Origin of the sequence: Streptomyces violaceoruber, from assembly GCF_033406955.1 — a bacterium.
Taxonomy (GTDB): Bacteria; Actinomycetota; Actinomycetes; order Streptomycetales; family Streptomycetaceae; genus Streptomyces; species Streptomyces violaceoruber.
The window spans coordinates 7,095,732-7,113,776 of the sequence record NZ_CP137734.1 but is presented as its reverse complement, the minus strand read 5'-3'; the positions used below and the strand labels follow the sequence as shown (position 1 = coordinate 7,113,776).

Annotated in this window: 19 protein-coding genes and 1 pseudogene; 9 read left to right on the top strand and 11 right to left on the bottom strand. The window is 72.0% G+C overall.

What is annotated here, in order from left to right:
* Positions 1-22: 22 nt before the first annotated feature.
* A complete protein-coding gene (locus R2E43_RS31910; protein WP_003977520.1) occupies positions 23-382 on the bottom strand; it encodes an ArsR/SmtB family transcription factor in 360 nt (119 codons plus the stop codon).
* Positions 383-487: 105 nt separating this feature from the next.
* Here R2E43_RS31910 and R2E43_RS31905 point away from each other — a divergent pair, with 105 nt between their 5' ends.
* Positions 488-1,579, top strand: a complete 1,092-nt coding sequence (locus tag R2E43_RS31905) for a cation diffusion facilitator family transporter (protein ID WP_332056779.1) — start codon at positions 488-490, stop codon at positions 1,577-1,579.
* A gap of 4 nt (positions 1,580-1,583) precedes the next feature.
* Here the strand turns inward: R2E43_RS31905 and R2E43_RS31900 are convergent, their stop codons facing one another.
* Both R2E43_RS31900 and R2E43_RS31895 read right to left on the bottom strand, forming a co-directional pair.
* Entirely contained in the window at positions 1,584-2,141 is a 558-nt protein-coding gene (locus R2E43_RS31900; RefSeq protein ID WP_003977518.1) for a YbaK/EbsC family protein, read from the bottom strand.
* Between the two features lie 43 nt (positions 2,142-2,184).
* Positions 2,185-2,757, bottom strand: a complete 573-nt coding sequence (locus R2E43_RS31895) for a helix-turn-helix domain-containing protein (protein WP_016325714.1) — start codon at positions 2,755-2,757, stop codon at positions 2,185-2,187.
* Positions 2,758-2,876: 119 nt separating this feature from the next.
* Between R2E43_RS31895 and R2E43_RS31890 the strand changes: the two are divergent.
* Positions 2,877-3,735, top strand: a pseudogene (locus R2E43_RS31890) (EamA family transporter).
* 30 nt (positions 3,736-3,765) lie between these two features.
* Here the strand turns inward: R2E43_RS31890 and R2E43_RS31885 are convergent.
* Positions 3,766-4,569 carry an acyltransferase gene (locus tag R2E43_RS31885; protein ID WP_003977515.1) on the bottom strand — a complete coding sequence of 268 codons (804 nt, stop codon included), beginning with the start codon at positions 4,567-4,569 and terminating at the stop codon, positions 3,766-3,768.
* A gap of 107 nt (positions 4,570-4,676) precedes the next feature.
* Between R2E43_RS31885 and R2E43_RS31880 the strand changes: the two genes are divergently transcribed.
* Positions 4,677-5,213, top strand: coding sequence for a gamma carbonic anhydrase family protein (locus R2E43_RS31880; protein ID WP_003977514.1), 537 nt, complete (start codon positions 4,677-4,679; stop codon positions 5,211-5,213).
* A 63-nt stretch (positions 5,214-5,276) separates the two neighbouring features.
* On the opposite strand, the gene R2E43_RS31875 is transcribed toward R2E43_RS31880, so the two are convergent.
* Both R2E43_RS31875 and R2E43_RS31870 read right to left on the bottom strand, forming a co-directional pair.
* Positions 5,277-5,912: a DedA family protein gene (locus R2E43_RS31875; RefSeq protein WP_003977513.1), complete on the bottom strand. Its 636-nt coding sequence runs from the start codon at positions 5,910-5,912 to the stop codon at positions 5,277-5,279.
* An 88-nt stretch (positions 5,913-6,000) separates the two neighbouring features.
* Positions 6,001-6,438: a DUF4442 domain-containing protein gene (locus R2E43_RS31870; protein ID WP_003977512.1), complete on the bottom strand. Its 438-nt coding sequence runs from the start codon at positions 6,436-6,438 to the stop codon at positions 6,001-6,003.
* A gap of 84 nt (positions 6,439-6,522) precedes the next feature.
* Here R2E43_RS31870 and R2E43_RS31865 point away from each other — a divergent pair, with 84 nt between their 5' ends.
* The gene (locus tag R2E43_RS31865; RefSeq protein ID WP_332056778.1) at positions 6,523-7,518 is read left to right on the top strand and encodes a hypothetical protein; all 996 of its coding nucleotides are present in this window, start codon (positions 6,523-6,525) and stop codon (positions 7,516-7,518) included.
* Between the two features lie 76 nt (positions 7,519-7,594).
* Positions 7,595-8,617 (top strand): hypothetical protein, encoded by a 1,023-nt coding sequence (locus tag R2E43_RS31860; RefSeq protein ID WP_332056777.1) that lies wholly within the window; start codon positions 7,595-7,597, stop codon positions 8,615-8,617.
* Between the two features lie 23 nt (positions 8,618-8,640).
* On the opposite strand, the gene R2E43_RS31855 is transcribed toward R2E43_RS31860, so the two are convergent.
* From R2E43_RS31855 to R2E43_RS31845, 3 genes are all read right to left on the bottom strand, one after another.
* Positions 8,641-9,486 (bottom strand): spermidine synthase, encoded by an 846-nt coding sequence (locus tag R2E43_RS31855; protein WP_030865987.1) that lies wholly within the window; start codon positions 9,484-9,486, stop codon positions 8,641-8,643.
* Between the two features lie 87 nt (positions 9,487-9,573).
* A complete protein-coding gene (gene tuf / locus R2E43_RS31850) occupies positions 9,574-10,752 on the bottom strand; it encodes an elongation factor Tu (RefSeq protein ID WP_003977508.1) in 1,179 nt (392 codons plus the stop codon).
* 275 nt (positions 10,753-11,027) lie between these two features.
* A complete protein-coding gene (locus R2E43_RS31845) occupies positions 11,028-11,750 on the bottom strand; it encodes a DNA alkylation repair protein (RefSeq protein ID WP_189282899.1) in 723 nt (240 codons plus the stop codon).
* Positions 11,751-11,799: 49 nt separating this feature from the next.
* On the opposite strand from R2E43_RS31845, the gene R2E43_RS31840 reads away from it, so the two are divergent.
* On the top strand, positions 11,800-12,576 hold the full coding sequence (locus R2E43_RS31840) for a TVP38/TMEM64 family protein (RefSeq protein WP_011027720.1): 777 nt from the start codon (positions 11,800-11,802) through the stop codon (positions 12,574-12,576).
* A gap of 40 nt (positions 12,577-12,616) precedes the next feature.
* Here the strand turns inward: R2E43_RS31840 and R2E43_RS31835 are convergent, their stop codons facing one another.
* Entirely contained in the window at positions 12,617-13,786 is a 1,170-nt protein-coding gene (locus R2E43_RS31835; protein ID WP_030865980.1) for a thiolase family protein, read from the bottom strand.
* A gap of 134 nt (positions 13,787-13,920) precedes the next feature.
* Here R2E43_RS31835 and R2E43_RS31830 point away from each other — a divergent pair, with 134 nt between their 5' ends.
* The 3 genes from R2E43_RS31830 (at position 13,921) to R2E43_RS31820 (ending at position 17,074) form a co-directional block, all read left to right on the top strand.
* The gene (locus tag R2E43_RS31830; RefSeq protein ID WP_003977504.1) at positions 13,921-14,394 is read left to right on the top strand and encodes a winged helix-turn-helix transcriptional regulator; all 474 of its coding nucleotides are present in this window, start codon (positions 13,921-13,923) and stop codon (positions 14,392-14,394) included.
* A 149-nt stretch (positions 14,395-14,543) separates the two neighbouring features.
* Positions 14,544-15,419, top strand: coding sequence for an undecaprenyl-diphosphate phosphatase (locus R2E43_RS31825; protein ID WP_003977503.1), 876 nt, complete (start codon positions 14,544-14,546; stop codon positions 15,417-15,419).
* Between the two features lie 596 nt (positions 15,420-16,015).
* Complete coding sequence (locus tag R2E43_RS31820) at positions 16,016-17,074, top strand: PP2C family protein-serine/threonine phosphatase (RefSeq protein ID WP_231909113.1); 1,059 nt, start codon at positions 16,016-16,018, stop codon at positions 17,072-17,074.
* On the opposite strand, the gene R2E43_RS31815 is transcribed toward R2E43_RS31820, so the two are convergent.
* Complete coding sequence (locus R2E43_RS31815; protein WP_247703545.1) at positions 17,046-17,843, bottom strand: hypothetical protein; 798 nt, start codon at positions 17,841-17,843, stop codon at positions 17,046-17,048. The genes R2E43_RS31820 and R2E43_RS31815 overlap by 29 nt on opposite strands.
* Positions 17,844-18,045: the final 202 nt, after the last annotated feature.

Here is an 18,045-nt window from a genome sequence, read left to right as displayed (position 1 = left end):
GGCAGCCGGGACGGCAGGTAGCTCAGTCGTGGAGCGGCCGGTCGCCGAGCCGGTGGTCGGCCACGTTCAGCGCCTCGTCGACCAGGCGGCGCAGATGTCCGTCGCGCAGGGAGTACACGACCCGGCGCCCCTCCTTGCGGGTGCCGACCAGCCCCGCGAGGCGCAGCCGGGCCAGGTGCTGGCTGACCGCCGGGCGGGCCGCCCCGCAGGCCTCGGTGAGGGTGGTGACGTCGGCCTCGCCGCCGGTCAGGGCGTGCAGCAGGGTCAGGCGGGTGCGGTCGCCGAGCAGCGCGAGGATCTCGGCGGCCAGGGCGAACTGCTCCTCGCCCGGTGTGCGCGGGTGCGCATCGTCCGCAGGTGACAGGTGCATGCGTGCGCTCATACGCACATAATGGCGGGACGGACGGCACGCGTCCACCCGTCGCACCGACACACCGGACGCCGGAAGGCACCCGGCACCGAGCACCGAGCACCGGAAGGGGCACCCATGAGCGACCCGCACCGGCACCATCACGCTCACCACCATCGCGACCACCACGATCGCTCACAGGACGCACACGCTCACCGCGACCGCTCCCCCGCGGCCCGGTGGCGCCGGTTCGCGCACCTCCTCGCCCACCGGCTCACACCCCACTCCCACGAGAGCGCCGACAAGCTGGACCCGGCCCTGGAGGCCTCGGCCCGCGGGCTGCGCGCGCTGTGGGTGTCGCTGGCGGTGCTCGGCGCGACGGCGCTGGCACAGGCGGCCGTGGTCGTGGCCTCCGGATCGGTGGCGCTGCTCGGGGACACGGTGCACAACACCGCGGACGCGCTGACCGCCGTACCCCTGGCCATCGCCTTCGTCCTCGGCCGGCGCGCGGCGACCCGGCGTTTCACCTACGGCTACGGGCGGGCGGAGGATCTGGCGGGCATCGTGATCGTGCTGACCATCGCCGCGTCCGCCGTCTTCGCGGCGTGGACGGCGGTCGACCGGCTGCTCGACCCGCGCCCGGTCGCACACGTCCCGGCGGTGGCCGTGGCCGCCCTGGCCGGTTTCGCCGGCAACGAGTGGGTGGCCCGCCACCGGATCCGCGTGGGCCGGGAGATCGGCTCCGCCGCGCTGGTGGCCGACGGTCTGCACGCCCGCACGGACGGGTACACGTCCCTGGCCGTACTGCTGGGCGCCGGCGGCGCGGCACTGGGGTGGCGGCTCGCCGACCCGGTCGTGGGGCTGGCGATCACGGCCGCGATCGTGCTCGTCCTGCGGGACGCGGCGCGCGAGGTGTTCCGGCGGCTGATGGACGCCGTCGACCCGGCGCTGGTGGACCGGGCCGAACGCGTACTGGGCGAGGTCCCCGGCGTGCGCGGGGTGGGCGAGCTGCGCCTGCGCTGGATCGGGCACCGGCTGCGCGCCGAGGTGGCGCTGGTGGTGGACGGCGAGGCGACGGTCCGCGAGGCCCACCGCATCGCCGTGGCGGCCGAACACGCCCTGCTGCACGCGGTGCCGCGGCTCTCCGCCGCCCTGGTCCACGCCGATCCGGCGCCGTGCCCGGGCGAGGCGGATCCGCACCTGGCGCTCGCCCACCACGCCCCCGCGTGACGGGTCAGGCGACGCCCAGTCCTTCCAGCACCTCGGCGCCGGGCAGCTCCGCGAAGGCCTTGCCCGGCACGAGCAGCTTGCCGCGCCTGCGTCCGCTGCCGACGAGGACGTACGGCAGGTCGACGACGGCCGAGTCCACCAGCACGGGCCACCCGGCGGGCAGGCCGACCGGGGTGATGCCGCCGTACTCCATGCCGGTCTCCCCGGTGGCCGTGTCCATCGGCGCGAAGGAGGCCTTGCGCGCCCCGAGGCGACGGCGCACGACGCCGTTGACGTCGACCCTGGTGGTGGAGAGGACCACGCAGGCGGCGAGCGTCGTGCCGCCGCCGCGCTTGCCGGTGACCACCACGCAGTTGGCGGACTGTTCGAGCAGCTCACGGCCGTAGTGCTCGACGAAGGTGGCGGTGTCGGCCCAGTCCGGTTCGGTGTCGACGTAGAGGATCTGGTCGGCGGGTACGGTGCCGCTCCAGTGGCGTACGGCGTCGGCGACCGGGCGGGTCAGTGCGTCGAGGCGGTCCGGGGCGGGCGCGGCGCTGTCGAAGTTCCCGATGGGTGCGTGCATGGCGGCACGCTAACAACCGCCTGAGCCCCGGTGAGCGGCCGTCTCAGCGGACGGGCGGCACCGAGACGGCCATGATCATCTCCATCGGCGCGTCACCCTCGTTGCCGTACGTGTGCGGGGTGTCGGACTCGAAGGAGGCGCTCGCGCCCGTGGGCACGCGGTGGGTCACCCCGTCGACGGTGAGGGCGAGTTCACCGGAGGTGACGTGCACCAGCTCGACGGTGCCGGTGGGGTGCGGGTCGGAGAGGCTGCTCTCGCCCGGCATCAGCCGCCATTCCCACATCTCCAGCGGGCCGGGCGCCTCCACCCCGGCGAGCAGCCGGCTGAAGCTGCCGGCGTCGGTGTGCCAGAGGCGGACGGCCTCGTCGGCGGGGACGACGCGGACCGCGGGCCCCTGTTCCCAGTCGAGCAGGGTGGTGATGCTGACGCCGAGGGCGTCGCCGATCTTCACGACGGTACCGAGGCTGGGGTTGGTGCGGGCCTGCTCGATCTGGATGAGCATGCCGCGGCTGACCCCGGCGCGCGCCGCCAGCGCCTCCAGGGTGAAGCCGCGTTCGCCGCGCCAGCGCTTGACGTTGCGCGCCAGGGACTGGGTCAGGAGGTCGAGGTCCGCCACGTTCCGTCCAGGGACTCGTACAGATGCGTGCATTATTTTGGATTACACGGTGCAGCAGATTGAACTATGGTCTGCTGCACCCGAAGGTCCACCGAACTGTACTGCGAGGCGACCGGATCATGACAGCGCTGTTCGCCCTGGCCACCAGCGCCCTGTGGGGCCTGGCCGACTTCGGCGGCGGGGTGCTGACCCGGCGCACCCCGGCGCTCACGGTGGTCGTCGTCTCGCAGTCGATCGCGGTCGCGGTCCTCGGTGTGATCGTGGCCGCGACCGGCGCCTGGAGCGAGGCGTCGCCGCACCTGTGGTTCGCGGTCGCGGCGGGGCTGGTCGGGCCGATGGCGATGCTCGCGTTCTACAAGGCATTGGCCATGGGCCCGATGGGGGGTCGTCTCGCCGCTCGGTTCGCTCGGCGTGGCCGTCCCGGTGACCGTGGGCCTCGTCCTGGGCGAGCGGCCCGGACTGCCGCAGCTCGCGGGCGTCCTGGTCGCCGTCGCCGGGGTCGTGCTCGCCGGAGGTCCCCAGCTGAGGGGCGCGCCCGTGCAGCGGCGGGCCGTCGTCCTCACGCTCGTCGCCGCGATGGGCTTCGGCGCGGTGATGGCCCTCATCGCCGAGGCGTCGACCACGCTCACCGGTCTCTTCCTCGCCCTGTTCGTCCAGCGCGCCACCAACGTCGCCGCGGGCGGAGCGGCGCTGTGGCTGTCCGTGCGGCGCGGCGCCCCCGCCCTGCCCGAGCAGGGCCTCCCCCTCACCACGCTGCCCGCGCTGGCCTTCGTCGGCCTCGCCGACGTCGCGGCCAACGGCACGTACTCGATCGCCGCCCAGCACGGCCCGGTCACGGTCGCCGCCGTCCTGGCCTCCCTCTACCCGGTGGTGACCGCCCTGGCCGCGCGGGGATTCCTGAGCGAACGGCTGCGTGCCGTGCAGGCGGCCGGCGCGGGCCTCGCGCTGGTGGGCACGCTGCTGCTGGCGACGGGCTGAGCCCGGCGCCCGCCCGGCACTCGCGCCCGTTCAGCCCTCCGCGGCCGGTTCGGCGAGCCTGCCCGCCGCCCGCTCCGGGTCGTCCAGTTCGGCGAGACGGGCCACCGCCTCGTCGTCCAGCTTCGACAGCTCCCGCAGCTGCCCCGGCGTGATCCCGTCGGGAATCGGCACCGGGGCCGGGGTCCGCAGCGGCGGCTGCCAGCCCTCGGCCGGTGTCCAGCGCCGTACGACGCGGGCGGGGGCGCCCGCCACCACGGCGTGGTCGGGGACCGCGCCCCGGACCACGGCACCGGCGGCCACGACCACGTTCCGTCCGATCCGGGCGCCGGGCAGGATCACCGCGCCCGTGCCGATCCAGCAGCCGGGGCCGATCTCCACCGGGTCCATCCGCGGCCACTGCTTGCCGATGGGCTGGTGCGGGTCGTCGTAGGAGTGGTTGGTGGAGGTGACGTAGACGTACGGGCCGAAGTAGCAGTCGCTGCCGATGGTGACGGTGGTGTCCGCGATGACGTGGCTGCCGCGGCCGAGGACGACCCCGTCGCCGATGCGCAGGATCGGTTCCGGTCCGAGGTCGAGGTCGGGCATGAGCCCGGCGGTCAGCGTGACCTGCTCGCCGATGATGCAGTGCGCGCCGACCTGGATCCAGGGCTCGCCGAAGACCGTGCCGAGCGGGAAGGCGAGCCGGGTGCCCGTGCCCAGCGCGCCGAACCGGAACCGCCCCGGGTGCGCGGCGGTGACGGAACCGGTGCGCTGCACCCAGGCCCAGCCCGCGTGGACGGCCTTCTGGGCGAGGCGGCTCCGCCAGGACGAGAACGTGTTCTTGCGGTGGGGCACCCGCTCACGGTAGACCGCGCGCGCGGCGGCCAGGACCGCGCCGTGCTGTGATCTTCACCCCACCGGGTGGCGTACGGTGCCGTACAACACCCGAGCAGGAGGCGGAGATGACGCAGAAGGCGCTGATCACGGGCATCGGTGGCAAGGACCCGAAGGTGGACGCGGAGGTCTTCGTGGCGCCGACCGCCTCGGTCGTCGGGGACGTGACACTGCACGCCGGGGCGAGCGTCTGGTACGGCGCGGTGCTGCGCGGCGACGTCGAGCGGATCTCCGTCGGCGCGGACAGCAACGTCCAGGACAACTGCACGCTCCACGCCGACCCCGGTTTCCCCGTCACCGTCGGCGAGCGCGTCTCCATCGGTCACAACGCCGTGGTGCACGGCGCCACCGTCGAGGACGACTGCCTGATCGGCATGGGTGCCACGGTGCTCAACGGCGCGGTGATCGGCGCCGGTTCACTGGTCGCCGCCCAGGCGCTGGTCCCGCAGGGGATGCGGGTGCCGCCGGGGTCGCTGGTCGCGGGGGTGCCGGCGAAGGTGAAGCGGGAGCTGACGGAGGAGGAGCGTCAGGGGGTCACGCTGAACGGCACGATGTACGCGGCGCTGGCCGGGCAGCATCGGGATGCGGTGGGGGAGGTTCGCTGAGACGCCGTCTGCGGGCCGTCCGTGGCTGGTCGCGCAGTCCCCCGCGCCCCTTTGGGGGGCGCCTCACTCCCCGGCGGCGACCGGCTCGGGCGTCTGCTGGGCCTTGCCCGCCCTGCGCTTGACGATCAGCATGGACGCGATGCCGATCAGGACCGCCACCACCAGGCCGAGCCACGAGAAGCGCTTGAGCCAGTCCTCCGCGACGACACCGACGTAGTAGATGACGGCGGTGGTGCCGCCCGCCCAGACGATGCCGCCGAGGACGTTGGCGATCAGGAACTTCCAGTACGGCATCCGCAGCACACCGGCCAGCGGGCCCGCGAAGATCCGCAGCAGGGCGACGAAGCGGCCGAAGAACACGGCCCACATGCCCCACTTCTGGAAGGACCGCTCGGCGGTGGCGACATGCCCCTCGCCGAAGTGCCTGGGGAACTTTCCGCCCAGCCAGGCCAGCAGGGGCCGGCCGCCCTTGCGGCCGATGGCGTACCCGATGGAGTCGCCGATCACCGCGCCCGCGCTGGCGCAGGCGCCGAGGACCAGCGGGTCGATCCCGCCGTGCTGCGACGACAGCAGGGCCGCCGACACCAGAATGATCTCACCGGGCAACGGAATGCCCAGGCTCTCCAGACCGATGACGAGTCCGACGACGGCGTAGACGGCCGCCGCGGGCACCGTGTCGAGCCATTCCTGGACGTGCAACGCCCCACCCTCCGCTTCGCGAACCCGATCCCTGTTCCCGGTGCGCCTCGATCAAGGCGCACCGGGAAGCGTACCGGGTCGGCGGGGGTCAGCCGTTGGGTCGCAGGGTCCATATGACGGTCATCTCACCGGTGACGGCTCCGTCCTCGCGCCGGATGGCGACGCTCACGGGGAACTCGGGCCGGCTGCCCGCGTCCAGTTCGGCGACGACCTCCGCGGCGGGACGGCCGAGGGTCGCGGTGGCGGTGACCGGGCCGAGCGCGATCTTCTTGAAGGCGATCTCCGCGGTGACCGGCAGCGGCACGGCCCGGGAGAGCTGGTCGCCGAAGGCGGCCAGCACGATCGCGCCGCTGGCCGACTCGCCCAGCGTGAACATGGCTCCGGCGTGCGGTCCGCCGACGTGGTTGCGGTACTCGCTCTGGTCCGGGAGGGCCAGGACGGCCTTCTCCGGAGTGGTCTCCAGGTACTCGAGGTTCAGGGTCCGGACCATCGGCACGGTGGCGGCGAGCAACTCGCCGATCGACATCTGATCTGCGCTCATGAAGGCAGGTTACCCGCGAGTAGCTTCCAGGGCCAGGCACCCGTGAAGATCGCCGTAAGCTGTGCGCCCATGTGGCCAGGAGAGCAGTCATCCACCGGCGGACCGGACCCACGGCACCCCAACCCGTACCGGCAGCCCGGTTACCAGCAGCAGCCGCACCCGGGACAGCAGCAGCCCGCGCCCTGGAACGCCCCCGCCGTCGCGTCCGGCGGACCGGCCGGCGGACCGGCCGGCGGACCGGCCGGCGGACCGGCCGGCCGGGGGCCCGGCCACGGCCGTACGAAGGTGGTGGTGATCGTCGCGGCCGCGGTCGTGGTGGTCGCCGCCGCGGTGACCGGGGCGGTGCTCCTGGGCGGCGGCGAGGACGACGGGGCGCGGCCCGGCCCCACCGCCTCCGCTCCGTCCGTCTCCGCACCGTCCGCCTCCCCCGCCGACGACCCGCGCGGCGGGGACGGCGCCCCGAAGGCCACCGTCGAGGGCTGGACCGTCGTGGCCAATCCCGACCTCGGCCTCGCCTTCGACGTACCGGCGTCCTGGGTGCCGCAGTCCCGCGACTGGGTGACCTACGTCGCCGAGGACGACGACCCCGACGAGAAGCCCCTGGTCGCCATGAAGGCCCCCGCCGTCCTGAAGGAGAAGTGGTGCGGGTCGGACGGCGACCGGGACGGCTCGGTCGAGTACACGCCCCTGGCCAGTGCGGGCACCCGCGGCAACAACGGCGCCCGGAGCACCGGGGAGATCGCCAGGGCCGACTCCGCGACCTGGGTCTACGGGGCCTTCGCCCAGCCGGACCGGGACAAGGTCTCGACGGGGACGGTGACGCCCTTCACCACCGACTCCGGCATCGAGGGCAGCCTGGCCACCTCCCGGTCGGCCGGGGTGGCGAAGAAGGGCAAGTGCGACGTGAACGGCAAGGCGACCACCTTCGCCTTCAAGTCCGCCGACGGCGACTTCGTGTCGTGGTCGTTCTTCGGCGCCGCGGGCGTCGCCGACGAGGTGACCGACGCCACCGTGCGCAGGATTCTGGCCACCGTCAGGGAGTACACGCCGTCGGACAGGCCCTAGGTTTCCGGGTTTCGGTACGTCCCTGACAAGGGTCGGTGACCGAATCGTTTCCTGGGCGGCATTAGGGTGACTGCTCATGTGGCCAGGACAGCAGCCGCCCGGGGGCGAGCAGAACCCGCAGAACAATCCGTACCAGCAGCCGGGGTACCAGCAGCCGAATCCGTATCAGCAGCCGGGCTACCAGCAGCAGCCCGGCGCGTACGGGCAGCAGCAGTGGAGCACGCCGCAGCCGGCCACCGTTCCGCAGCCGGCCACGGGCGGTGGTGGCGGTGGCGGCAACCGGACGAAGCTGGTCGCGATCGTCGCGTCCCTCGCCGTGGTCGTGGCCGCGGGCGTCACCGGCTTCCTGGTGCTCGGCGGCGACAAGGACGACAAGGCGGACGACGGCAAGGACAAGAAGACGTCCGCGAGCCCGACCGTGGAGAAGTCCGAGTCCCCCACCGCCGACCCCAGCGCGTCGGGCGCCGACGAGAACCCGCGCGGGGGCGAGGGCGCGAAGGCCACCGTCGACGGCTGGAAGGTCGTCGCCAACCCGCGCTTCGGCACCATGTTCGACGTGCCCGCGGAATGGGAGATCGACAGCACCGACACCAGCGTCGGCTTCGAGTGGGAGGAGGACGGGAAGACCGACCGCACCACGGTCACCGCTCCGGCCTACCTGAAGTCCGAGTGGTGCACGACCGACGAGAACAAGGACGGCCGCAAGGAGACCACCGCCCTCGCCACCACGGGCACCCGCGGCGAGAGCGGCGCCAAGACCACCGACCAGGCGGCCGAGACGCGGGTGCCGTGGTGGATCTACGGCGGTTACACCGAGCCGGACAAGAAGAGCGTGAAGTACGGCAAGCCGAAGCCGTACACCACCGCTTCGGGCATCAAGGGGAGTGTCATCACGGCGCACTCGGAGGGCGCTCCCAAGAAGGGCAAGTGCGACACCGAGGGCAAGGCGATCACCTTCGCGTTCAAGAACGGCGCGGGCGACTTCGTCACCTGGAACCTCTACGGCCCCAAGGGCGTCAAGGAGGAGATCCCGGAGGCGACGATCCAGAAGATCCTCGCCACCGTGCGCCTCACCGAGGAACCGCCGACCGAGTCCTAGGCGCACCGGGCCGACGGCGTCGCTCAGCCGATGCCGAATGCCCCGGCCGGGGGCTCGGGCGACGGTACGGCGTCCTCGTCCCGCACCGGACGGGCGTCGCCGACGAAGTCCCGCAGGGCGGGCCCGTGCTCGACCCTGGCCGGGAAGGCGTCGGCGGCGGTGCGCCGGGCCAGCGCGGCGGTGTCCAGCGGCCGGTGCGCGGCGACGAGCACCGCGTTGCCGAAGCGGCGCCCGCGCAGCACCCCCGGTTCGGCGATCAGCGCCAGCTCCTCGAAGAAGGCGGCGAATCCGGCCAGTTGGCCGCGCAGGAAGCCGAACGGCGCCCCGTCGGCCAGGTTGGCCACGTAGACGCCGTCGGCGCGCAGAACCCGGGCCGCCTCGCGCACATAGCCGAGGGACGTCAGGTGCGCGGGCACGCGTGAGCCCCCGAAGACGTCGGCGACCAGTACGTCGGCCGAGTCCGCGGGGGCGGCCGCCAGCCAGGCGCGGGCATCGGCACCGTGGGCGGTGATGCCCGCGCCCGGCGGCAGCGGCAGGTGCTCGGCGACCAGGTCGAGCAGCCCCCGGTCGGCCTCCACGACGTCCTGCCGCGAGCCGGGCCGGGTCGCGGCCACGTACCGGGGCAGGGTGAACGCGCCGCCGCCCAGGTGCAGGACGTCCAGCGTGCGCCCCGGCTCGGCGACCGTGTCCAGGACGTGGCCGAGCCGGCGCGTGTACTCGAACTCCAGGTGCGCCGGCTCGTCCAGGTCGACGTACGACTGCGGCGCCCCGTCCACGGTGAGCAGCCAGGCCCGGGCCCGGTCGACGTCGGGCATGAGCTTGGCGGTGCCGTGGTCGGTGACCCGGCTGACGGGTATGGCTTCGTTCACCCGCCCATTGTGCCGGTGCCCGGCGGGCCGCCCGCTCCACCGGGCTCAGCCCGGCCCACTCAGCCCGGCCCACTCACCCCGGCGCGCTCACTCCACCGCGGTCACGGTCCCCGCCCCCACGGTGCGGCCGCCCTCGCGGATCGCGAAGCCGAGCCCCGTCTCCAGCGGCACGTCCCGTCCCAGCTCGACCGTCATGGTGACGGTGTCCCCGGGCCGGGCGACGGCCTCCTCGCCGAGGTCCACGTCGCCGACCACGTCGGCGGTGCGGATGTAGAACTGCGGCCGGTATCCGGTGGTGAGCGGTGTCGAGCGCCCGCCCTCGCGCGCCGAGAGCACGTACACCCGGGCCCGGAAACGCCGCGCGGGGACGACGCTGCCGGGTGCGGCGACCACCTGCCCGCGGCGCACCGTGTCGCGGGCGACCCCGCGCAGCAGCAGCGCCACGTTGTCCCCGGCCTGCGCCTCCTCCATCGGCTTGCCGAAGGTCTCCAGGCCGGTGACGACCGTCTCGACGGACGCCCCGAGCACCTCGACCCGGTCGCCGACGCGCACGGTGCCGCGCTCGACGGCGCCGGTGACGACGGTGCCGCGGCCGGTGATGGTGAGCACGTTCTCCACCGGCAGCAGGAACGGCGCGTCCAGGTACCGCTCGGGCATGGGCACGTACGTGTCCACGGCGTCGAGCAGCGCCTCGACGGAGGCCGTCCACCGCGGGTCGCCCTCCAGGGCCTTCAGCCCCGAGACCCGTACGACGGGCACGGCGTCGCCGCCGTAGCCGTGCGCGGTGAGCAGTTCGCGCACCTCCAGCTCGACCAGGTCGGTCAGCTCCTCGTCACCCGCGTCGGCCTTGTTGAGCGCGACCACGATGTGGTCGACGCCCACCTGCCGGGCGAGCAGCACGTGTTCGGCGGTCTGCGGCATGATCCCGTCCAGCGCGGAGACGACGAGGATCGCCCCGTCGAGCTGGGCGGCGCCGGTGACCATGTTCTTGACGTAGTCGGCGTGGCCGGGCATGTCGACGTGGGCGTAGTGCCGGGTGTCGGTCTCGTACTCGACGTGCGCGATGTTGATGGTGATGCCGCGCGCCGCCTCCTCCGGGGCGCGGTCGATGCGGTCGAACGAAACGTACTGGGTGGTGCTGCCGGCCCCGCGCTCGGCGAGGACCTTGGTGATGGCGGCGGTCAGGGTGGTCTTGCCGTGGTCGACATGGCCCATCGTGCCGATGTTCAGATGCGGTTTGGTGCGGACGTACGCCGTCTTGGACATGGCGGTACCTCGAAGCCTCGTGGCGGTGGTGGGGACCCCTGGGGCCGGCCGACCCTCCCCCTGCGGGGTCCGCCGGACGATCCGGGGAGGGTCAGCTTCGGGCGCCGTCGACTGCGGCGGTGAAGTGGGCGACGGCAGCCTTCGGGGCATCCGCGACCGCGGATGCTGCGAGGTGGAAGGCGTACCGGAACATGAGACAGATCATCGCCGACGCTTCGTCGCACGTCGAATGGTTTTTTATGGAACGGCCGTTCGAGAGCGGTACCGCTCCGGCGCTACGGGCCGATGGTCCGCAGCGCCTCCCGCGCGGACAGCGGCGCGAGGCGGGCGCGGTGCTCGGCCACGAAGGCGCGCACGGCGTCCGGGTCGGTCCTGGCGTACTCGCGCAGGCACCAGCCGACGGCCTTGCGGACGAAGAAGTCGCCGTGGCCGGACCGGCGCAGGCAGTAGCCGAAGAGCCGGTCGGTGTCGGTGCGTTCCTTGTACCGCAGCTGGTGGAGGAGGGCCGCGCGGACCAGCCAGCGGTCCTCGTCATCGATCCAGGCGTCCATGTCGGCCGTGAGGCCGCGGTCGGCGGTGACCAGGCCCCCCACGACGTGTGCGGCGAGCAGGTCGACGGTGTCCCACCAGGGGACAGTGGTGAGCAGGTGCCGCACCACGGGCAGGAATCCGGACGAGCAGTGCGTCACATACCGGCGCAGGTAGTCGACGGCGAAGTAGTGGTACTCGCGCTCGGGCAGCCGCCAGCAGCGCAGCGCGACCGCGGTGCAGTCCGGCTCGTCCGGGCGGGGCACTCCTGCCAGCACGGCGCGGGACAGGGAGCGGCGAACGGGCGAGGTCATGCCCAGGAACGGCGCCACGTCCTTCATGTACGCCCGGAGTCCGACGGCCCGCTCGGGGTCGGCCGCGGCGGGGTATTCGAGGGTGATCCGCTCCAGTACCGTGTCGGCGAGGGCGCTGTGCGGCGCGTCCGGAATCGGCCGGGCTGTGACGCTCATGAGACGCACCATACGGCGATCACACACATTTGTCGGTTAGTGTCACCGGATGCTCGATGCCACCACCCGCTCTGGGGGCACCGCCACGGTCTCTCCCCGGACCGCCGCCGCCGAACTCGCCGTCGCCGCCGCAGGACCGGTCGCGCCGACCGGCTTCGCCGCGCGTGTGACGAGAGTGCTGCTGTCGCCGTGGTCCCGGCTCTCCCTGCTCGTCGCCCTGCTGGTTTCGGCCGCGACGACGGTGGTGCTGTTCCAGCCGCAGCAGTTGCTGACGAACGGCTGGCCGCCTCAGCTCGGGGGCGCCGCGGCGGCCGTCGCGTACGCGGTGGCGTACGGGCTGTGCACGGTCGCCTTCGTGCCGCGCCCGCTGCTCAACCTGGCGGCCGGCGCGCTGTTCGGCTCGCAGCTGGGGCTGGCCTCCGCGCTGGCGGGGACGGTGCTCGGCGCCGGGGTCGCCTTCTGTCTCGGCCGGGTCCTCGGCCAGGAGGCGCTGCGCCCGCTGCTGCGGGGCAAGTGGCTGAAGGCCGCGGACGGGCAGCTGAGCCGGCACGGTTTCCGGACGATGCTGGCGATGCGGCTGTTCCCGGGGGTGCCCTTCGCGGCGTCCAACTACTGCGCGGCCGTGTCCCGCATGGGTCTGCTCCCCTTCCTGCTGGCGACGGGGCTCGGTTCGGTCCCCAACACCGCCGCCTACGTCGTCGCGGGCGCCCGTGCCTCGACGCCGACCTCCCCCGCCTTCCTGATCGCGTTGGCCTGCATCGCCCTGCCGGGGCTCGCGGGCGCGGTGGTGGCCTGGCGCAAGCGGCACCGGCTGCGCGGGCGCTGAGCGGGTGCACAGCGCGCGCCGAGCCGATGCCGACGAGGCGTTACACCGCTTCCAGGATCATGGCGTTGGCGAGACCGCCCGCCTCGCACATGGTCTGCAGGCCGTAGCGGGCGCCGCGTTCGTGCAGGGCGTGGACGAGGGTGGTGGTCAGACGGGTGCCGCTCGCGCCGAGGGGGTGGCCGAGCGCGATGGCGCCGCCGTGCACGTTGACCTTGGCCAAGTCGGCGCCGGTCTCCCGCTGCCAGGCCAGTACGACGCTCGCGAAGGCCTCGTTGACCTCGAAGAGGTCGATGTCGCCGAGGGAGAGCGACGCCCGGCGCAGCACCTTCTCGGTGGCCGGGACGACGCCGGTGAGCATGAGCAGCGGGTCGGAGCCGGTCACGGCGAAGCTGTGCAGCCGCGCGAGGGGCCGCAGTCCGAGGCGGGCGGCGGTGTCGCCCGAGGTGATCAGCACGGCCGAGGCACCGTCGTTGACCGGGCTGGCGTTGCCCGCGGTGACGTTCCACCCGATCTGCGGGAACCGTTCGGCGAAGGCCGGGTCGTGGTAGGCGGGCCGCAGTCCGGCGAGGACCTCGACGTTGCTGTCCGGGCGGACGCACTCGTCGTGCGACACCCCGTCCAGCGGCGCGATCTCGGCGTCGAAGCGGCCGGCGGCGTGGGCGGTGGCGGCCTTCTGGTGCGAGGAGACGGCGAAGGCGTCCATGCGCTCCCGGCTCAGTGACCACTTCGCGGCGATCAGTTCGGCGCTGATGCCCTGCGGGACGAGCCCCTGCGGGTAGCGGGCGGCGACGCCGGGACCGAAGGGGTCGGCGCCGGGCGGCACGTTCGACCACATCGGCACCCGGCTCATGGACTCGACCCCGCAGGCGACGACGAGGTCGTACGCCCCGGCCATGACGCCCTGCGCGGCGAAGTGGACGGCCTGCTGGGAGGAGCCGCACTGCCGGTCCACGGTGGTAGCGGGGACGGACTCGGGGAAGCCCGCCGAGAGCAGGGCGTAGCGGGTGGTGTTCATCGCCTGTTCGCCGACCTGGTCCACCGTGCCGCCGATGACGTCGTCGATCAGCGCCGGGTCCACCCCGGACCGCTCGACGAGGGTGCGCAGGGTGTGCGCGAGGAGTTCCACGGGGTGGACGTGGGCGAGGGCGCCGTTCGGCTTCCCCTTGCCCATGGGGGTGCGTACGGCTTCCACGACGACTGCGTCACGCATGGTGCGGGCCTCCGGTGGTCGGTGGTGGCGAACTGCCGGTGCGGAACTACCAGTGAGTAGGAAATCTGGACTCACCATAGCCTCGTGAGTTGGAAATTCAAACCCTCTCTTGATCCTCACCTAGACTGGCCGTCATGGCCGCCGCTCCCAAGAACCCGCGCCCCTGCTCCATCGCCGACACGCTGGCGCTGGTCGGCGAGAAGTACTCGCTGCTGGTCCTGCGCGAGGTCTGCCTCGGCAACGGCCGCTTCGACCAGCTGGTGCGCAACACCGGCGCCCCGCGCGACATCCTCGCCACCCGGCTGCGGCGGCTCGTCGACGCGGGGATCCTGGACCGGCGTCCGTACAGCGAGCGCCCGCAACGCTTCGAGTACCGGCCGACTCGGGCGGGCCTGGAGCTGGAGCCGGTCCTGATGACCCTCATGGCGTGGGGCGACCGGCATCTGCACCCGGACGGCGACCGGCCCATGGTGATCGAGCACGTCTGCGGCCACGAGCTGGTCCCCCAGGTCACCTGCCCCGCCTGCGGCGACGCCGTCCGCCACGAGGACCTGACCGCCCATCCGCGGGTCCCCGGCTGGACGGTGACGGGCCCCGCGGCGGCGTAGGCCCGCTCACCCCCGTCGTCCGGGGTTCATTTTGGGGCGCTACGCTGCCCCACGGCACGCCAGGTCCCGATCACCGCACGCGACGGTTCGGCGTGTCCGCCGACCGTTCCCCGCCGTTCTCCGATCGCCACTTGGACTGACGCAACTTTATGTCTTGGTTTGAATCCCTTGTCCTCGGACTCGTCCAGGGACTGACCGAGTTCCTCCCCGTGTCCTCCAGCGCGCACCTGCGGCTGACCGCGGCGTTCTCCGGCTGGCACGACCCGGGCGCGGCCTTCACGGCGATCACGCAGATCGGCACCGAGGCCGCGGTGCTCATCTACTTCCGCAAGGACATCGGGCGGATCATCGCGGCGTGGACGCGCTCCCTCACCGACAAGTCGATGCGCCACGACCCGGACGCGCGCATGGGCTGGCTGGTGATCGTCGGCTCGATCCCGATCGGCGTGCTCGGCCTGACGCTGAAGGACCAGATCGAGGGCCCCTTCCGCGACCTGCGGATCACCGCGACGATGCTGATCGTCGTCGGCGTGATCATCGGCATCGCCGACCGGATGGCCGCCCGGGACGAGAAGGGCGGCCGGCACCGCGCTCCCCAGCAGCGCAAGGAGCTGGAGAACCTGGGCGTGCGGGACGGCCTGATCTACGGCCTGTGCCAGGCGGCGGCCCTCATCCCCGGCGTCTCGCGCTCCGGCGCGACGATCAGCGGCGGCCTCTTCATGGGCTACCGGCGAGAGGCGGCCGCCCGGTACTCGTTCCTGCTCGCGATCCCCGCGGTGCTCGCCTCCGGCGTCTTCGAGCTGAAGGACGCGATGGAGAGCGACCACGTCTCCTGGGGACCGACGCTCTTCGCCACGGTCATCGCCTTCGCCACCGGGTACGTGGTCATCGCCTGGTTCATGAAGTTCATCTCCACCAAGAGCTTCATGCCGTTCGTCTGGTACCGCATCGCGCTCGGCATCGTCATCATCGTGCTGGTCAGCGTGGGTGTGCTGAGTCCTCATGCGGCCGAATCCGGCGGCTGAACCAGGGCCGTACAGCTCCAGTGGTCGTCGCCACGCCCCGGCTCAAGGAGGCGATGGACTTCGAGGTCCGAGGGGATCGACGGCCACAGGGACGCAGGAAACTGGCCGTGGAGCGAGCTGAGTACCTTCGGCCTGTGAATCTTGGAACGGGTTCGGAAACCTGCCGGCTCCTTGGCGTCAACGACCGCGCCAGGTGTATGGATCACGAGCGTCGCTGACGCCGATGACGCCGGGCTCAGCATCGGCTTCGGGGCAGCCCCCGGATGTGGTCCGCGACTGTTTTTCCCTGCCCGCTCGCTCCTGTGGCCGGCTGTGCCTGACAGGTCGTTCGAGGGCTGCACCTGGTTGCGTCGGGCCGAAGGTGGATATGGCGGCGATGTTCGTTGTTCCCGTGAAGTGCGGAGGGTCGATCCCTCCGGGAGGGGCTGGCTCGTGCATCATTTTCGTCGAAGTCTTGGACCGCATGACTCAGGGGAAGGGAGGGGCCATCTGTGGGCGTGGGGCGGGCGGCTGCAGAGTACCGGCGACAAGCTGAGCAGCATCCCTGGCCTCCACGATGGCTGCGTTGGCTTCCACCCTCGCTGATCCTGGTGACGATGGCGCTCGATCACGCGACACCCCCACGGTACTTTTTCGGATCGCTGCTGACCGCATCGGTCGTCCTGGCCATCTTCGTCTATCGTCCGCTCGGTGTGGCAGCGACCGGGGCCATCGGATGCCTCTTTCTGGCCGTCACCGTGCAGATCGAGGACTACATCGGCCCAATGACCGTCGTCGCTTTGGTCGTGCTGGGTTCCGTCACCTTGCTTTCCGTTGTGCTGTGCGTAATGCTCCAGCGGGCCGCGAGCCGCTACCGCCGCGTGTTGGCGGTAGCGGAAGCCGCGCAGCTGGCTCTCCTGCGTCCTCTGCCCGACAGAATCGGCTCTCTACGGATGGCCGGCTTCTATCGGGCTGCTGATGACGAGGCGTTGATCGGCGGGGATCTTTACAGTGTCCGCCCGACGCCGTTCGGCGTTCGTGCAATCGTCGGGGACGTCAAGGGGAAAGGCATCAATGCGACCCAGACGGTGGCCACGGTGATCTCCACCTTCCAAGAGGCGGCGCTGCTTCACCCGACACTCCCCCAGGTGGCAGATCGCATCGACGTAGCCCTCCAACTGGACCGTGACAACCCTCCGCCGGAGCCCGTCAGCCACACACAGCCCGAGCACAGTGCCGATGACGCCAAGGGGCTGGTGGACGAGCTCTTCACCACGGCGGTCCTGCTGGAATTCACCTCGGACGCGCGCACGGTACAGGTCCTGGACCGGGGCCACCAGCCTCTCCTCATCGTCCGCCGCCACACCACATCGGTTGTGCCGGCCGAGCACAGTCTGCCGCTGGGCATGGCCGATCTGCTCACCGAACCACCCGGCACTACCGCGTGCCGGCTGGAACCCGGCGACATCCTTCTCGCGTACTCCGACGGTGTCACCGAGGCACGCGACTCCACCGGCACCTTCTATCCGCTGCCCGAACGGCTGCGGCACCACTACGCCACAAGCGCCCAGCCCGTCTCACCCTCTGACCTGATTTCCTTTCTCCAGGAGGACGTCACCCGATGGGCGCACACCCTGGGGGACGATGTCATCGCCATCGCCTTCCAGCGGATCTGACACGGTGATCCGGAGAGCTGGGCCGCAGCCGGGCTCGGACGGTAGTGGCACGGGCGCCGTCCGACAGGCCGCAGCTGATCTCGGCGCCCAGGAGACGTGCCTGCGTCAGGCTCCTCGCCGTGAGGGAAGCCGCGGCCCTGTCGGTACAGGCCTGTGGTGCCTGCAATTCGATGACGAGTTCCTCCCGCTCAGTCACCGTCAGCCGCAGGGTGGCGGCCGATGAGGCCGTGCCGGCGAGTGGGGCGCGCGCGACGGGTATGTGTGTCAGGCAGGTCAGTACCTGGATGGCGGTAGCGAGGTCGCCGGGCCATCCGACGAGAGTCAGGTGCGTACGCGCGTCGTTGCGGAGCGTGCCGAGTTCGTTCGGGGAGCAGGTGTAGGACTGGTGCCGTTCGAGGCGGTCAGCCGCGACGGGGCGCCGGTGTGCTGTCTTGCGGACGTCATCGAGGTAGGCCGCGAACGCGGAGACGCTGAGCAGCCACCGGCGCAGCGCGCTCTGCTGAGCGGGAACGGCGGATATGTGGTTCGCCGCCGGTGCGACGAGCCCGGCAGCTCTACGACCGGTGATGACCCGTTCGACAGTTCGCCAGCCGGCACGTCTGCGTGCGGGAACATGCAGTGATGTCAGGTCGTACACCTCGTGTACGACGTTGAAGCCCTGCCGTGCGGCGAAGGCACGCAGCGACGTGAGTGTCACGACGGCTGTGGAGGTGTGGTCGCTGATGGCGTAGAGCACAACGTCGGCGCCAGTGTTCTGGTCTGGGTCCATGGCGAAAGGTGCGGGGCGTCTCGTGACGTGGGTTCGTCCCTGGGCGGGGGGTGCTGTCATGGTCTCGGCCGCCTTCCTGGTCATAGCCACGGGTAGCGGCGGGTGAGGATCGTCCATTCCTCGTCCGTACCGCCCGGTGCATAACGGCCCGCTTCCTGCCACAGCTGCAAGAGAGCAGGGAAGATCGGCTCCGGCTCGGTGA

Coding starts and splice junctions, on each gene's coding strand:
- R2E43_RS31905 (WP_332056779.1), top strand. CDS start 488: ATGAGCGACCCGCACCGGCACCATCACGCTCACCACCATCGCGACCAC.
- tuf (WP_003977508.1), bottom strand. CDS start 10,752: ATGTCCAAGACGGCGTACGTCCGCACCAAACCGCATCTGAACATCGGC.
- R2E43_RS31820 (WP_231909113.1), top strand. CDS start 16,016: ATGGCGCTCGATCACGCGACACCCCCACGGTACTTTTTCGGATCGCTG.
- R2E43_RS31845 (WP_189282899.1), bottom strand. CDS start 11,750: ATGAGCGTCACAGCCCGGCCGATTCCGGACGCGCCGCACAGCGCCCTC.
- R2E43_RS31880 (WP_003977514.1), top strand. CDS start 4,677: ATGACGCAGAAGGCGCTGATCACGGGCATCGGTGGCAAGGACCCGAAG.
- R2E43_RS31815 (WP_247703545.1), bottom strand. CDS start 17,843: ATGGACCCAGACCAGAACACTGGCGCCGACGTTGTGCTCTACGCCATC.
- R2E43_RS31910 (WP_003977520.1), bottom strand. CDS start 382: ATGAGCGCACGCATGCACCTGTCACCTGCGGACGATGCGCACCCGCGC.
- R2E43_RS31825 (WP_003977503.1), top strand. CDS start 14,544: ATGTCTTGGTTTGAATCCCTTGTCCTCGGACTCGTCCAGGGACTGACC.
- R2E43_RS31870 (WP_003977512.1), bottom strand. CDS start 6,438: ATGTCGATCGGCGAGTTGCTCGCCGCCACCGTGCCGATGGTCCGGACC.
- R2E43_RS31900 (WP_003977518.1), bottom strand. CDS start 2,141: ATGCACGCACCCATCGGGAACTTCGACAGCGCCGCGCCCGCCCCGGAC.
- R2E43_RS31830 (WP_003977504.1), top strand. CDS start 13,921: ATGGCCGCCGCTCCCAAGAACCCGCGCCCCTGCTCCATCGCCGACACG.
- R2E43_RS31835 (WP_030865980.1), bottom strand. CDS start 13,786: ATGCGTGACGCAGTCGTCGTGGAAGCCGTACGCACCCCCATGGGCAAG.
- R2E43_RS31860 (WP_332056777.1), top strand. CDS start 7,595: ATGTGGCCAGGACAGCAGCCGCCCGGGGGCGAGCAGAACCCGCAGAAC.
- R2E43_RS31865 (WP_332056778.1), top strand. CDS start 6,523: ATGTGGCCAGGAGAGCAGTCATCCACCGGCGGACCGGACCCACGGCAC.
- R2E43_RS31840 (WP_011027720.1), top strand. CDS start 11,800: ATGCTCGATGCCACCACCCGCTCTGGGGGCACCGCCACGGTCTCTCCC.